The sequence below is a fragment of the Brucepastera parasyntrophica genome, from assembly GCF_022376835.1.
Classification (GTDB): domain Bacteria; phylum Spirochaetota; class Spirochaetia; order Treponematales; family Treponemataceae; genus Brucepastera; species Brucepastera parasyntrophica.
On sequence record NZ_CP084606.1, the window covers coordinates 752,866 to 766,695 of the forward strand.

At 39.0% G+C, this 13,830-nt stretch carries 17 protein-coding genes; 3 read left to right on the forward strand and 14 right to left on the reverse strand.

Translation table 11 applies throughout. The features are described 5' to 3' along the window. Window positions 1–99: 99 nt before the first annotated feature. Window positions 100–1,272, forward strand: a complete 1,173-nt coding sequence (locus tag K7I13_RS03635) for a tyrosine-type recombinase/integrase (protein ID WP_255948027.1) — start codon at window positions 100–102, stop codon at window positions 1,270–1,272. Window positions 1,273–1,375: 103 nt separating this feature from the next. Here K7I13_RS03635 and K7I13_RS03640 read toward each other — a convergent pair whose 3' ends face one another. The 14 genes from K7I13_RS03640 to K7I13_RS03705 all read right to left on the reverse strand — a co-directional run bounded on the left by K7I13_RS03640 (window position 1,376) and on the right by K7I13_RS03705 (window position 12,121). Beyond that, window positions 1,376–2,677, reverse strand: a complete 1,302-nt coding sequence (locus K7I13_RS03640) for an ATP-binding protein (RefSeq protein WP_255948029.1) — start codon at window positions 2,675–2,677, stop codon at window positions 1,376–1,378. A gap of 139 nt (window positions 2,678–2,816) precedes the next feature. Next, entirely contained in the window at window positions 2,817–3,095 is a 279-nt protein-coding gene (locus K7I13_RS03645) for a hypothetical protein (RefSeq protein ID WP_255948031.1), read from the reverse strand. A gap of 190 nt (window positions 3,096–3,285) precedes the next feature. Then, window positions 3,286–3,912, reverse strand: a complete 627-nt coding sequence (locus K7I13_RS03650) for an HNH endonuclease (RefSeq protein WP_255948033.1) — start codon at window positions 3,910–3,912, stop codon at window positions 3,286–3,288. Continuing rightward, a complete protein-coding gene (locus tag K7I13_RS03655; RefSeq protein WP_255948035.1) occupies window positions 3,905–4,501 on the reverse strand; it encodes a hypothetical protein in 597 nt (198 codons plus the stop codon). The genes K7I13_RS03650 and K7I13_RS03655 overlap by 8 nt, the downstream gene beginning before the upstream one ends. After that, on the reverse strand, window positions 4,501–5,163 hold the full coding sequence (locus K7I13_RS03660; protein ID WP_255948037.1) for a sensor histidine kinase: 663 nt from the start codon (window positions 5,161–5,163) through the stop codon (window positions 4,501–4,503). The genes K7I13_RS03655 and K7I13_RS03660 overlap by 1 nt, the downstream gene beginning before the upstream one ends. A 143-nt stretch (window positions 5,164–5,306) precedes the next feature. Then, window positions 5,307–6,644: an ATP-binding protein gene (locus tag K7I13_RS03665; RefSeq protein WP_255948039.1), complete on the reverse strand. Its 1,338-nt coding sequence runs from the start codon at window positions 6,642–6,644 to the stop codon at window positions 5,307–5,309. Further along, window positions 6,632–7,051, reverse strand: coding sequence for a hypothetical protein (locus K7I13_RS03670; RefSeq protein ID WP_255948042.1), 420 nt, complete (start codon window positions 7,049–7,051; stop codon window positions 6,632–6,634). Before K7I13_RS03670 ends, K7I13_RS03665 begins: the two co-directional genes overlap by 13 nt. 11 nt (window positions 7,052–7,062) lie before the next feature. Then, the gene (locus K7I13_RS03675) at window positions 7,063–8,073 is read right to left on the reverse strand and encodes an Eco57I restriction-modification methylase domain-containing protein (protein WP_255948044.1); all 1,011 of its coding nucleotides are present in this window, start codon (window positions 8,071–8,073) and stop codon (window positions 7,063–7,065) included. 4 nt (window positions 8,074–8,077) lie between these two features. Next, complete coding sequence (locus K7I13_RS03680) at window positions 8,078–8,320, reverse strand: single-stranded DNA-binding protein (protein WP_255948046.1); 243 nt, start codon at window positions 8,318–8,320, stop codon at window positions 8,078–8,080. Window positions 8,321–8,567: 247 nt separating this feature from the next. Beyond that, window positions 8,568–9,713, reverse strand: coding sequence for an ATP-binding protein (locus tag K7I13_RS03685; RefSeq protein WP_255948048.1), 1,146 nt, complete (start codon window positions 9,711–9,713; stop codon window positions 8,568–8,570). Window positions 9,714–9,990: 277 nt separating this feature from the next. Further along, complete coding sequence (locus tag K7I13_RS03690; protein ID WP_255948050.1) at window positions 9,991–10,323, reverse strand: type II toxin-antitoxin system RelE/ParE family toxin; 333 nt, start codon at window positions 10,321–10,323, stop codon at window positions 9,991–9,993. Between the two features lie 7 nt (window positions 10,324–10,330). Then, the gene (locus K7I13_RS03695) at window positions 10,331–10,576 is read right to left on the reverse strand and encodes a type II toxin-antitoxin system prevent-host-death family antitoxin (protein ID WP_255948052.1); all 246 of its coding nucleotides are present in this window, start codon (window positions 10,574–10,576) and stop codon (window positions 10,331–10,333) included. A gap of 782 nt (window positions 10,577–11,358) precedes the next feature. Further along, window positions 11,359–11,916 (reverse strand): hypothetical protein, encoded by a 558-nt coding sequence (locus K7I13_RS03700; RefSeq protein WP_255948054.1) that lies wholly within the window; start codon window positions 11,914–11,916, stop codon window positions 11,359–11,361. Next, entirely contained in the window at window positions 11,891–12,121 is a 231-nt protein-coding gene (locus K7I13_RS03705; protein ID WP_255948056.1) for a hypothetical protein, read from the reverse strand. The genes K7I13_RS03700 and K7I13_RS03705 overlap by 26 nt, the downstream gene beginning before the upstream one ends. 579 nt (window positions 12,122–12,700) lie before the next feature. Between K7I13_RS03705 and K7I13_RS03710 the strand changes: the two genes are divergently transcribed. Both K7I13_RS03710 and K7I13_RS03715 read left to right on the forward strand, forming a co-directional pair. After that, window positions 12,701–12,988, forward strand: coding sequence for a type I restriction enzyme endonuclease domain-containing protein (locus K7I13_RS03710; RefSeq protein WP_255948059.1), 288 nt, complete (start codon window positions 12,701–12,703; stop codon window positions 12,986–12,988). A 62-nt stretch (window positions 12,989–13,050) separates the two neighbouring features. Beyond that, on the forward strand, window positions 13,051–13,800 hold the full coding sequence (locus K7I13_RS03715) for a hypothetical protein (RefSeq protein ID WP_255948061.1): 750 nt from the start codon (window positions 13,051–13,053) through the stop codon (window positions 13,798–13,800). The last annotated feature ends 30 nt before the right edge of the window (window positions 13,801–13,830 follow it).

Genomic DNA, 13,830 nt, shown 5'->3' on the forward strand with positions numbered 1-13,830 from the left:
ATTTGGTTTTGTCAGAAGGATAATATCTGGGCAAACAGAGGCTCTGTTACGTATCAGGGAAAATACATTTTTAAAAAATAAATTCGCGGGGACATTCCAATGGCAGATACGCCACAGGAGTGTTACTATGAGACCGAGAAATGGCGAGTTCGGGATTTTTCCGAAAAAAATCCGCAAGGGATTATTTATTATTACTGGACCTATGATGAAAAGGGAAAACGGATTTTTCGTACTACAGGAAAACGGGATTTTACCGAAGCGGTCAGATATTGCAGGACTTTGCAGAAAAAGGGACAGCTCTATATTTCTTCAGCCTTCAGGTTTGACATGTATACAAAAGATTTTTTCGATTACGGCAGCTGTCCGTATATCCAAAGCAGACTGCTCAGAGGATATTCATATACTCAGGGCTGGGCACAACGACAGAGGAGTCTTCTGGTAAAAACCATTCAGCCTTTTTTCAGCACTACGGATATCAGGACGGTTTCATCCCGCTCAATCGATGAATTCATTCTGAAACTGAAAAAGGATGGGACAGGTACAAAAACACTGAACCATATTCTGACTGTCCTGAAGGTTATCTTCGGTTACGCTGTGAGAAACGGGCTTATTGAAAGGAATCCGGCTGAAGGACTGAGGCCCTTTAATACCCGCACACGGGAAAAGGGAATATTCAGCAGGGAGGAACTGCGGAAGCTGTTCGGTACTCCTGAAAGTTCAGGTCTCTGGAAAAACAGAACGCATCTGCTTATCAACTGTATCGCGGCCACAACGGGCATGAGACTCGGAGAGATCCTTGCCCTGAAATCTGAAGATATCACGGAAACGGGAATTACAGTCTCTCATTCATGGAACCGTCTTGACGGATTGAAGGGAACAAAAACAGGCAGGACAAGGACAGTGCCGCTCAAACCGGAACTGCGCAAGGCGATAGATACGTTCACCGCCGATAAATCTCCTGAAGGGTTCATCTTTTCAACCAACGGCGGCGCGACACCGATAAACCACAAAACAGTGTATGTTCATTTCTGGAGGGCTTTGGACAATATCGGTATCGGCAAAGCGGAACGGGAACGGCGAAATATCAGTTTCCATTCTTACCGGCACACCTTCAACACTCTTCTGCTTGAAGCCGGGCTTCCTCCTGAAACCGTGCGGCTGATGACCGGGCACTCTCCGCAGATGACAGCCCATTATTCGCATGTGCAGCTGGGGAATATGCCGGAGGTCACAGAGGTACAGGAGTTATCGTGTTCGCAGGTTTTTGTATGACAGTGTGAATACTCAAAGATTTCATCAAAAAGAAAATTTGGGTATTCCGTTTCCGACTGCCGGTTTCAGGGAAGGAATATGATTCTGAAGTCATGGAAAGCAATCAGCTTATACTCCGGATTTCCTCCACCGCATAGAGCGGCAGGTTCACCAGTCCGTCTTCCTTTTTGTAATCTGCCATGGAAGTCCGCACGGATATTTCCGGCCGGAACTTTTCTCGGTATACCTTCAGACTTTTTGCCTGAAGATTCACTTCGGCCTTGACTTCAACGGGAATAATATTCTTTCCGTTGTCCACAAGGAAATCAATTTCCGCGGTTCCCCGCTCGCTTGACCAGTACCAGACATCCAGACCTTTCAGTGTTTTCAGCTGCTGCAATACATACTGTTCGATCAGGGCGCCCTTGAACTCGATGAAAAGTTCGTTCCCGTCAAGAAGAGTCTCCTGCCTGAGCCTGACGATACAGGAAAGAAGACCTACATCCAGCACAAACAGCTTGAACGCCTTCAGGTCTTCATAGGCTTTGAGCGGCAGATGAGGCGCTGTCACTCGGTGGATCTTGTGTACGAGACCGCAGTCGGTCAGCCAGAGCATGGCAAGTTCATACTCCTTGGCCCGCGCCCCTTCCCTGATGAGTCCGTACATGAACTTTTTATTTTCTCTGGCAAGCTGTCCCGGAATGCTGTTCCAGAGCATCCTGATTCTGGGAACAAGTTCATGGGGAGCATGTTTCGAGAAATCCTGTTCATAGGACTCGAGAATGCGCCGCTGGATTTCCCTGACCTCATTGAAGTCCCGGTTCTGTGAAAACGCGAGGACAGCTTCAGGCATTCCGCCGGCAAAGTAATAGTATTTGAGCAGGTCAATATAGGTCTGCTTGAAATCGTTTGCCATGGAGTAGTCCCCCGCGCGGATAAGCTGGACAAAACGATCCTTTCCCATGGCTGTCATAAACTCGCTGAAGGAAAGGGGATACAGGTCAAGGAACTCCACCTTTCCGACAGGAAAGGATGTTCCCTGATGCAGGGCCACCCCAAGGAGAGAACCAGCACAGATTATCTGGTATTCAGGGGCGTTTTCGTTGAAGTATTTGAGCGAGGCAAGGGCATGAGGGACTTCCTGGATTTCATCGAAAATGAGGAGTGTTTCTTCAGGTACGATCTTTTTCCCGGAATAGAGTTCAAGCCCAGTTATGAGCCGTTCGGTATCAAGGTCGGCGGAAAAGAGGTCCTGCATACGCCGGTTATTGTCGAAATTGACGTAGACGGTATCTGTATAAGCTTGAGCGCCGAATTCCTTCATGAGCCAGGTTTTCCCGACCTGCCGCGCCCCCCGAATAATCAGGGGTTTCCGGTTCTGTTTTTCTTTCCATTTGTATAATTCTTTTATCGCTTCCCGGTACATAAAAGCCTCCCTCTGCTGGCTATATTGATAGTATAGTATATTTTTACAATAATTCAAACGACTTTTTGATATTAATATACAATTATTATAACGAATATTGAAAAAACAGCCGTATAATCGCTATACGACTGTTTTGCTCCTATTCTTTGGGATCATTTTTTCCGCAGGCCCCGGGACCGGTTTCCGGCAAAAGCATGACAACGGTTTCCTTGTAGACATAACAGGCCGCCGCGATATCCGAAAGAATGGCCGAAATACCGCTACATGTTTCCCAGAATTTATCCGGATTTACCGGCTCATACTGACCGAGGAGCTCCGAGAGGGTGGTTATCTTGTTTAGGGCGGCGATAAAGGCGAGTTCTTTTTCCTGTGTGAGTTCGTGCTCGGTATTGGGATCGTGGTTATGATTTTCGTCCATGATAAAATCTCCTGAAAATAAAATAAGCCGCCACTGCGGACGGCCTTTCAGGGGATAATATCTATATCAAAATAAATACCAATACAAGTCTTATTTGTTCTTCAATACTTCAGCAGCAAGAACATTCCCTTATAAACAAAACTAATAAAACACACATCCTAAAACAAAATATGTATTTTAAAATACTTGTTTAAGTCATGTTACGCTTTTTTCGCAACAGATCAATTACTTGACCTAATTGTTGATATAAGTCAGCACTAATACCACTTTTTCTCTGTAATCCAATCATATTCATTAATAGATAATCTAATCTTCTTACTTCTTCTCCAAGTCCAAGTTGTATATAAAACAAGTTTATTACTTCGTCATTTGTATTTTCATCTGATATTCTTATGTAGAATAGATCATCACGTACAAATAATGTGTTAATTTTACATTCATCTGGATGAAGTATTGAACGATACCTTTCAGGTATTGGTAACGAACTTTTTTTATGATTACAAGTATAACAGGCTAAAATTAAATTCTGAATATAACCAGCTTCACTTTTTTTTGGAAAAGAACTTTTGTATATAAAATGATCTACCTCAAACATATTTTTTGGTATAATATCGATTGATACACCACAATAAGCACACTTAGAATAATATACTTCTATAAATAATTCTTTGTATGAGGAATCCGTCATGCTAATATATGCATGCATGTCAATTGCTCTCGGATGATCCTTCAGAATTTCTGCAACAACATGTCTTTTTCGCTCTGTTATATCATATAATTGTGGGCAAAAAAGTGTTGTTCTATAATCATCAGCCATTTAAATTATCCTGTATTTCATTAAAAATAGTAACTAAATTATCAATATCTGCTTTTGTTAACTCATCATACGAAACAATCCCATTAAGTGAATTCAGTATTTTTTCTTTTAAAACATCTTCCCAATTGGGGTTTTCTTTAAGGTTTTTAGCAATTTGTCGGTATATTTGCAAATTGTTGATTGCATTCGCAAAGTACTGTGGCAGAGTATTGTCATAGTATTCCTTATTACTTTTTCCGCAACTAGCATTATATTTTGAGATTGTACCCATATCAATATCTGGTTTATTTTGTGTAATAACAATCACTTCAATAAAGGGATAATATTTCTTTAAAATTATTTTAAATTCTTCCCCAGTAAATTTTCCTGCGGAAGCCCTTCCATTCTCGAACAATCTCGAATCAATTAATATAATATTTGCTGCTTGTATTTTTGGATTTTGTATTAAACTTTCATAGCCTAAGCTTGGATCAAATTCTACTTCAACATATATTTTCTGAAAGTTGGGAGGATTATACTCTTCATCTAAATAACGACTAAGACCTGTGTCAATATTATCATCAACATAGACAATGTGTAATTCATCCATTATATTTTTCCTCCTAACGAAAATTCGATAAAAAAACCATGATCACCTTGAATACTGAAAATAGTACCACCTGACATTACCACAGTATTATTAACAATCCACATTCCTAACCCATGCCCATTTTTGCGTGTTGTTTCATGAACCTCTAATATTTTTCGTGGATTAGATAAATACTTCTTATTTAAACCGTTACCATCATCTGAATATTCAAAAAGTAATTCATTTTCATTCTCTTTTAGTGATATAATGATATCCAAATGTTCCTTCTTATCATTCTGTTGAATACTATTCAATATTAAATTATCCAGAATCACACGTACGATATCTTCAGAAGTAAAAAAGGATATATCATATTTAGATAAAATATTAATCGTTACCCAGGAATAATCCCTTTCCCATGTCAATTTTATTGTATAAAGAATCTCTGTAAGATTTTGCATACTTGTTTTAAATTGTTTTTTTTCAATTTCTACTAACATGGTATCCATAAAAGTGACGATTTTAGTACTAATCCGTCGATTTGATTCAATAAGCTCTGGAACATTTTTATATGATTTTTCCGTTCGTTCTGGAGATATTAGTTCTTCCCACATTCTATATTCTTTAAGCGCAAGAATAATATTTTCACTGTTTTCTGCTATAGAATTACGATCATTACTCATTTCATGAGCAATGGAAGATGCCTTTAATCCAGTTGTTGCCAGAACATTTAAAATACGAACATCATATTTATAGCGTTTTTCTACATTCTCTTTTTCTCGTTTAAAAGAAGATCTTTCTTTGTGGAATGTTTTTAATTCCGTAACTAACTGTTTTGTTTCTTCTTTGATAAAGTAGAGACAGAAGAAGGGTTTGATAATACCTTTTCAGATATGGGCCAGGCTTTCTCTTCAGATTCTGAATTGTTTTTCTTGTCAATTGAACGTATAATTTCTTGACGGTATCTTTCGAATTCTTTGATACCAACAAGAATGATCTCCACAAAAAGTTCATAAAACACGTTTTCATCGAGACCTTGCCTATTCGAAAGGTCTCGAAGGAACCTATTATTTTTTTTATCAATTTCAACTTTTCCGGCTAACTGATTTTCTCTTACTCTCCATGCCCCAGTTGGATGAGATGCGGCTGCCGGGGATTGTCTAGAACGCTTGCCTAAACCGAGCCAATCTTTTTTACCCTCATAAGAAGATATACTAAATGCGTTCCTATACAAAATCATACCACCAGTCAGGCTGTTTGGTATATTATTATATTTATATAAAAATTTTTCCATTTCAACAGATGGAGAATTTATATTAAAAAGCATAATTGCAGAAAAATCACCTAACCCATGTAAATTACCAGATAATTCTTCGGTTGATAAATCCCAGTTTTGTACTGTCTTGAATTCTTCTAATATATTTGTATTAACTTCATATTTACATATATCGTACTGTGTATGATACTCCCTTGCCTTGTCAAGAAATTCGTCTGATTTAATAACCATTCTCAACGTATGATTCGCACTATCGTATGTCATCTGAATAGAACTCAAACAGTTTATACCCAATTGTGGATCTGGAAAATATTTTGAAACTGATGTAATTTCTCCATTAGAATGAATGTCAATTTCCATAGTATCATCATTATAGGTTTTAGCTAAAAATTCAGATAAATCGCTTATTGCTTTTGGTCCCCATTTATCTCTTAATCCCATAATTTCAATTCTGGTACCATGTTTTTTTAATGACTTTTCTTCTGAAATTGTACTACTATTCCAGTCAGTATCCCAAACAATACCTGATAAATTCCTTTTTTTTGAATACACTGCAACTTGTTCTCCCAGTCGAGAAAGGGCAAAACGACCGATACCTTTTGACCCGGACAAAACTCTTTTCCTATGATTGAAGTCAATAATTTCATACTTTTTATTACTTTTTCCAATATGCATCCAATGACTTTTTATATCTTTTGACCCCATACCCATACCATCATCAGTCATAACTATCATATTTGGTTCGAAGGATATGGTAAGTTTTGAGGCTTTGGCATCGTATGAGTTTTTTACGAGTTCTAAAATGGCAGATTCTTTGTTTGTGAAGTTTTGAGTACCTAAGAGTTCTGCTATTGTACTATCCTCTATTACGTATTTTAATTTTTCCAAGGATCCAGCCTCCTTCGTTCAAAACCAAAGTTATTTATATCTTTACAAGTAATCCGTATTGACTTGCCATTAACGTTAATTCCAATACTCTTTACATATTTTTTGAAATCATCGCTTTTAAGAAGTTCTTGTGCACAAGCTAGCGGAAAAACAGTTTTTCGCGTAATGTATATCCCTGAGTAAGGGATAGTAGCTTTATCTAATTGATAAATTTCAACATCATTTGTAACAACTGTAGATAAAAGCAATTTTTCTTGGTACATATGGGATAGAGCTTGAGACCGCCCATATTCATACCATTCAGCAGATTTATCCTTTTTTCTTACATCTAATTTATTTTTAAATTTTTTTAAATATGCTTCTGCAAAAGGATATTGTGTAGAAAACTCAATTGGCTTATAGCGCATTAGCTTACCATCTATATAAAAGTAAGGAAATATAATTGTTTCATTTTTTTATAACGCAAAGAACGCGGACTTACTGCTTTTCGCAAGACTTTGCTTTCAATTTTATATTCATCAATTATTTTATCATCAACTATAAAGGCTTCATTTAATAAAGTGGCAATAGCTATAGATGCAGTGAAGAGCTCTCCAAAATAAACTAAATCAGAAGTAATTTTTATTTTTTTATCGAATTGCCATTTACCATCTAATAAATTTCTTGGAATTTTTAATTCACTCTTTTCAGTTTCATTCTTATATGTAATTAAGTTATCAGCAAAACTTTTATCATATACAAATATACTTGAAGATGTCATCACATCCTTGAATATTTTTTGAGCCGGGTAATCGATAATAATTGAAACATTTTCTCGTAATAAGCAACGTAATTTATGTGCAAAAACATTTTTATATATATTATTTGGAACTAATTGAACAAGTTTTCCTGTGCTATTAAGAGATCTAAGTCCTGCTTCTATAAACGCATAATAATAATCAAATTTTCCATCTGAACAGGAATCATATGTTTCTTTTATAGTTTTTCGGGTCTCATCATCCAATTCTTTATAAGTAATATAAGGAGGATTCCCTATAATGTAATCAAAATAGATATCAGGATGCCATTCCAATGCATTTTTATTGTACAGCTTCCACTTCACAGGTGGTAAATTATAAGATTTAATAATTTGATTAAGAGCTGTTCTGCATTTACGAAAGAGGTCCTTATCAAGCTCAATACCATAAATATCTTCACTTAAACCGATAGCAATTTTTTCAGCTGAAAGTTTGTCCTTAATACAACTACGAATATATCGTATAACTATCTCAAGTAAAATATTCCCGGAACCAAAAGAATTTTCTAATACCTTTTTTCCAAATAAGTGTTTCTTATATCCGGCGATATCTAGCATAGTTGCAACTGTTGAAATTGGAGTGAGTATCTGACACTTATTTTTGACCTCTGGTATTTCCAAAATTGAACTCATTCGATTATCTCTTTCGGGAAGTATATTTTTGCTGACCTGATGATGTTTTTTCAATAGCAGCAATCCCATCTTTCTTGTCATTTACATAATTTAAAAATAAAGTACCCAATAATAGTCTTGTATTGCGAGGAATCCGATTCCATTCATAACCTTTGAATAGGTCTTTAAGCAGAAAAACTTCACCTTCATTTATATTTTTCGTTTCATTAATTGCAGAATAAAGTAAAGCATTAACAGATTGGGTCATAAAATTACCTCATCATAGCCAAACAACGTTATCAACAACAACATATATTATTTTATGAAAATATGCAATTTATATACTTATTAAAACATAAATTAAGTGACGGAATAAGGCAAAAAATAATCTAAGCGATGGCTATTGTAATGACAACGCTTAATAAAGGCCGAAAAAGTTTAAAGGGGAGATCAATATAAAGACGGAAAAATTACAAGATAAAAGAATTCGATAATTTTTTCCGTAAAACCCATATTCACACCAACCAGACTGGCACAATCAGATTCCGTGAATCAAAGGCTCCCAGCTTCTCGGCCATACAGAGCACGCCTCCGGTGCCACGCTCCAGCGGGCCCCGGTCGATAACATCAAAGACACGGGTTATCCTCGAATCAGGAGACGCGCTTTTCTTGATTTCCACCGGATGAAGCGCGCCGTCGCTTTCCAGCAAAAGGTCAATCTCCTTTGAATCCTTATCCCGATAGTAATACAGGGCAGGTTCAAATCCAGTATTGTGATAGCTCTTCAGTATCTCGCTGACCGTATAGTTTTCCAATAAGGCTCCATTCATTGCCCCGTTCATCACCGTTTCAGCGTTACTCCATTTTGTCAGGTAACAGACAAGTCCAGTGTCATAAAAATACAGCTTGGGCGTCTTGATTGTCCGTTTCAGCACATTGTTCGAATAGGGATGAAGGTAAAAGATAATCCCCAGAGTTTCCAGAATCCGCAGCCAGTTTTTCGCCGTAGTCTGGTCGATATCGCAGTCATCGGCTATTCCCTTGTAATTCACCAGCTGTCCGGTCCGGGCCGCCACGGAGGTCACAAAGTTCATGAATTTCAGCGAATCGATTGTTCCTGATAAATCGCGGACATCCCGCTCAAGGTAGGTAGAGATATAACCCGAGTAATACCTGTTTTGGTCTGAATATTGACCACTAATCAGGGCGGGCATTCCCCCGCGGAAGATACGTTCAAACATTTCAGGTGTACTTGCAGGTTTGATATACCGCTGTCTTTGCGTCAGCCTCCGCATATCCAGCGTAAAGGGTTCTGGACCGATTTCAGTGTATATTTCCTGCTGGGAAAGGGGCGAAAGATGTAATAAGGCAACCCTCCCCGCAAGAGATTCCTGAATTCCTGTCATCAGTTTGAATAGTTGAGAACCGGTCAGCCAGAAATCGCCTGGATTATGATGCTTGTCTATCTGGATTTTAATATATGAAAACAGTTCCGGCGCGTACTGTACCTCATCGATAAAAACAGGAGGCGGATGAAGCTGGAAGAACATGGCAGGGTCATTTTTCGCGAGAGCCCGGTCATTCAGGTCATCAAGGGTGATATATTCACGTTTTACGGATTCCCGCTCCATGAGACGCTGAAGCATGGTTGTTTTTCCCACCTGTCGGGGCCAGTGACAAGGACAGCGCTGTATTCTCCTGTGAGACTGAGGAATATATCCTCCATACTTCGCTTTATGTATTTCATATACCCTCCGGCTGATATAGGTATCAATCCTATTTTAGCCGAAATAACAGGATTATGCAAGGATAATGTATCCGGTCCATCCCCTTTCGGCCCGCCGAAGAATCCTACCGTAGTCTGTTAATTATACGTAACAGCCAGCTTTTGCGCTTGCAAGTCTCTCGTTTTCTACAACCGGCAACGCATCTGCCCGCTTAGTCATCAGTTTCGTCAGACGTATCTGAAAAAAGTATTTTCAGATAATCCCGTCTACCATATAAAATCCTGTCCACAAAAACAGTATCCTTTTCAAACCGGTAAAATGTCAGATATTTCCCGCATACCAGAAAGCGGTATGGGGTCTCAATTTCAACAATGGAAGACAGGGGTGCTCCTGTTTCCGGGAATTCCTGAAGCAGTCTGATACGCCGGGTAATATCAGATATGATTCGCAAAGCCGCCTGAGGATTATACAACTCATCACTGATATACTGTTTTATCTCCTCCAGATCGCTTTTGGCGGCAGGAGAAATATATACTCTGTTCACGGGATACTCACAATCCTAAAGAGGCTTCAACTTCATCAATATCCAGCCAGCCTGCTTCTTCGCCCGCTTTTTTCCCTTTTGCAAGCTCGGACATCAGTTTCAAAGTGGCCCTGTTTTTTTCATACTCCTGTATATCGATAATTACATACCGTCCCCGCCCGTTCTTAGTAAGAAAAACAGGTTCCCCTACTTCAATATCGCGGAGAACTTCCGTATAATTCCGTAAATCTGATACCGGTTTAATATTCGGCATAATTTTTTCCTTTTTCATGTGCTGTATTTATTATACACTTATTTGCTGTAAAATTCAACAGCAAATAATACAGCGTTTTCGAAATTATATATGCTGTAAAAATCCTGTATTGTGTTTTCACAGAGTATCGTCTGTAATAAAGTCATACTTTATTACAGACGAACAAGATAGAGGTCATATATGTACATAGAGACCTGGGTCATATCAGAGATTTACAAGAGTTTCCTTAATGCGGGAATGGAACCGCCCCTGTATTATTACCGGGACAAGGACAAAAGGAAATAGACCTTCATATTGACTGCAAACTGTATCCCATAGAAATCAAAAAGACCGAATCTCCAGACAGTACAATGATGCGGAATTTTCAGGTCCCTGGAAAAGCTGAAAAAACAGCTGAGGCAGAGCAAGCTCTGTCCCCTGTTCTATCCATCGGAAGCGGGGCGCTGATTTGCCAGATACCCCAATACCTTCCGGTAAATGAACATAACGCGTATGTGCCGGTGGGGTTTTTGTAAAAGAAAAGCGGGTTGATATATACATATACCGAAGAAGATATGGAAACGTACTTCGACTACATCTGCAACAAGATGCATAATCCCCAAGCGGACCTGACTATTTTTCTATACCGCAAAAAATACCACAAGATATGTGTTCTCCGATTCCGTGACAACAAAATCTCTTAATCTTCTCTGGTTTTATGATGTCTTTATATAGGAATTATGGCTGTAATTCTTTATTTTTTAATCAGCTAGATGAAATCTAAAATACAGATAAACAACATTTTAATTGTTTTCAAGCACCTTCTTCTGTTTCTCGATATAACCACCTTGAGCAACAGAGAGATTGGCAAACCGCTGTTTGAGCAGGGCTTTTTCTATTGGTTCTATTCCGGGACTACGAAGTATATTCTGAATCCTTGTTTTGTGAGAAATACAGGCTATATGGAATGAGTCTTTTGGGAGACCGTTTACACGATATTTTTTATGGTGAGGATGGGAGTTTTCAGCGCCCAAGTAAAGGGTTTTATCATCTACAATTTTTAGTACAAGGAAAGCGTCATCGAAACTCTGTATTGCCTGGGTAAGACTACTCAGGCTGTCTTTGTCGGTTTCATCACAAAATGCAAGTTCCTGAATCAGGAATGTATACTCGGCAAGAATAATGGATTGAGGATCAGCGGAAATCTGGGCTTCCTGAAAAGCGGACATAGCATTAGCGATACCTGTTTCATAGGAAATACGACCTTCCCGCTCCTTTCCTATAATAGCAAATCCTTTGCGTCCGGCATCAATATTTGTTACTGCTGTAGTAATACTATCTACTAAGCCAATCGGATCCAAACTCTGCCTCTGCTTCCGATAAATTCCATCCGCTGTTTAGAAGATAATCCACTCCTACCTTTTCCTTCATTACCTTTGCCAGATATGGAGGCATGGGAATCGTCTTTGTCAGGCGTTCGTATCCTTCCATATCTCCGGCATCCCACAGAGCGCAAGCCCTGTTTGAGATAAAGAGTTTCTCTTCAATGGTCATGGTTTGCGGCATATATTCTCCTTCATTTATAGTATATCAGCCTCAATTACCTATGACAAGATAATTTTTCACCCTGATAATGTACCAATGTACCAATGTACCGGGCAATTTCTATTTATCAGAATCGAGTCAGTTTCATCTCGTCCAGGTTCTTCCTGGACAGCTTTTTTTCCCCCAAGTGGCAACAAAAGTGGCAACAGAATACGCTTGCATACCCCTCAAAACCGTGCTATACTGATTATATTAAATCAGCCTAAATCATTGTATTACAATGATTTATTGCCACTATGTGAAAGAGTCTGAATAATCGACCCCATACTGTTAACCACTGGGTCAGGTGTTCGAGCCACCTCGGGGGAGCGATGAAAAAGGCCAGACAACTGTCTGGCCTTTTTCAATTTTTGCCCGGAAAGGGTTACCATTTTTCGGATATTTTCAAAGTTTCCGGGGAACTACGGTATAGACAGGTCCGGAAAATCTCCCTCAACGATAGGCGTCAGCCGGTCAAAAAATAGTATCTCCATCATTTCAGAGGAATTTCCTTCCGGAAAACATAAGTCCTGTTCAGGACAAAAGCCTTATGGAGAATGCTTGCAGATTCCATCAAACGGTACTACAATTAAAACTGCCGCAGAGATAATTGAAGACTTTCCAAATCTTTCCCGGAAGATCAAAGCGGAAGATAAAAAGGCTCAGACGCCGGGATTTACTGATTTCGAATATACTTTTTATACCGCTATTGCAGATAACTGGAGCGTCCGGGAACTTACGGAAAAGGAAAATGCCGGAAGCTCACGGGAATACTTTACCGGCAGGACCGGCGCAACCGCCATAAAAAAAACGTTCCGGAGCAGACGGAGGCAATCTCTGATGAGCTGACAAAGGAAGGGAAAAATAATTCACTCATTTAAAATTCATGAGAGCCATGAGGAGCTATTTAAATGGCAGACAAGAGAAACGATTTCATACAATGGATGAGCAGGCAGCAAAAAGGTTATGGAAAATTCTATACTCAAAATACAATTAACTCCTATTGTTCTGCCCTGAAAAACAGCTCCGCCAAATTAAGTCAGCTGCCGTCTGGAATACAGAAGGATCTGTTTGAATACAGCGATACAAATGAGTTCTTGAAAGTTAAGGCGATAATTGAGAAACAGCCTGATTTTGATGAGGTAGATATAGCCGCAGGACACAGGGCTTTCTCAGCAGGCATGGAACTGTTTCAGAGATTTTTACAGGACTCCCCGAAAACAAAAATACGCTACTGGACTTTTAAGCACAAGCCGGGCACCGGCGGCAATGCCCGGCCAATACTCAGCTGGGTAAAGGATAAAAACTTTGCCGCTATGCAATATGAATACAATATACAGGCCACTGGTCCTGTAACAGCAAACTGGAACGCGGCACTGAAAATCCGGGAAGGGGATATTATCTTTCTCAGAGGAGATGATTGTGTTCATGCCTATGGCAGGGTTATTCCTCCCCGTAAAAAAGCCGACATTATTCTTTCCATAAATGATTTTGTCGAAAAAAAAGATGCAGGCAAATATCTTTCAACTGAATATGATAAAGTTATAACCTTCAAGGAAAGCGATGTTTTTTATGAAGATTTCAATCTCCCTGACAGATATGAAAGAGACAATCCCTGGGGCCAGTGGATAAATGGGAGTACTATCATGATAGAGGAATAAATGTAAACTTGGCCAAGGATTATAAAGAAG

Coding starts and splice junctions, on each gene's coding strand:
- K7I13_RS03645 (WP_255948031.1), bottom strand. CDS start 3,095: ATGGACGAAAATCATAACCACGATCCCAATACCGAGCACGAACTCACA.
- K7I13_RS03705 (WP_255948056.1), bottom strand. CDS start 12,121: ATGCCGCAAACCATGACCATTGAAGAGAAACTCTTTATCTCAAACAGG.
- K7I13_RS03650 (WP_255948033.1), bottom strand. CDS start 3,912: ATGGCTGATGATTATAGAACAACACTTTTTTGCCCACAATTATATGAT.
- K7I13_RS03640 (WP_255948029.1), bottom strand. CDS start 2,677: ATGTACCGGGAAGCGATAAAAGAATTATACAAATGGAAAGAAAAACAG.
- K7I13_RS03695 (WP_255948052.1), bottom strand. CDS start 10,576: ATGCCGAATATTAAACCGGTATCAGATTTACGGAATTATACGGAAGTT.
- K7I13_RS03660 (WP_255948037.1), bottom strand. CDS start 5,163: ATGAGTAATGATCGTAATTCTATAGCAGAAAACAGTGAAAATATTATT.
- K7I13_RS03635 (WP_255948027.1), top strand. CDS start 100: ATGGCAGATACGCCACAGGAGTGTTACTATGAGACCGAGAAATGGCGA.
- K7I13_RS03655 (WP_255948035.1), bottom strand. CDS start 4,501: ATGGATGAATTACACATTGTCTATGTTGATGATAATATTGACACAGGT.
- K7I13_RS03715 (WP_255948061.1), top strand. CDS start 13,051: ATGGCAGACAAGAGAAACGATTTCATACAATGGATGAGCAGGCAGCAA.
- K7I13_RS03680 (WP_255948046.1), bottom strand. CDS start 8,320: ATGACCCAATCTGTTAATGCTTTACTTTATTCTGCAATTAATGAAACG.
- K7I13_RS03675 (WP_255948044.1), bottom strand. CDS start 8,073: ATGAGTTCAATTTTGGAAATACCAGAGGTCAAAAATAAGTGTCAGATA.
- K7I13_RS03670 (WP_255948042.1), bottom strand. CDS start 7,051: ATGCGCTATAAGCCAATTGAGTTTTCTACACAATATCCTTTTGCAGAA.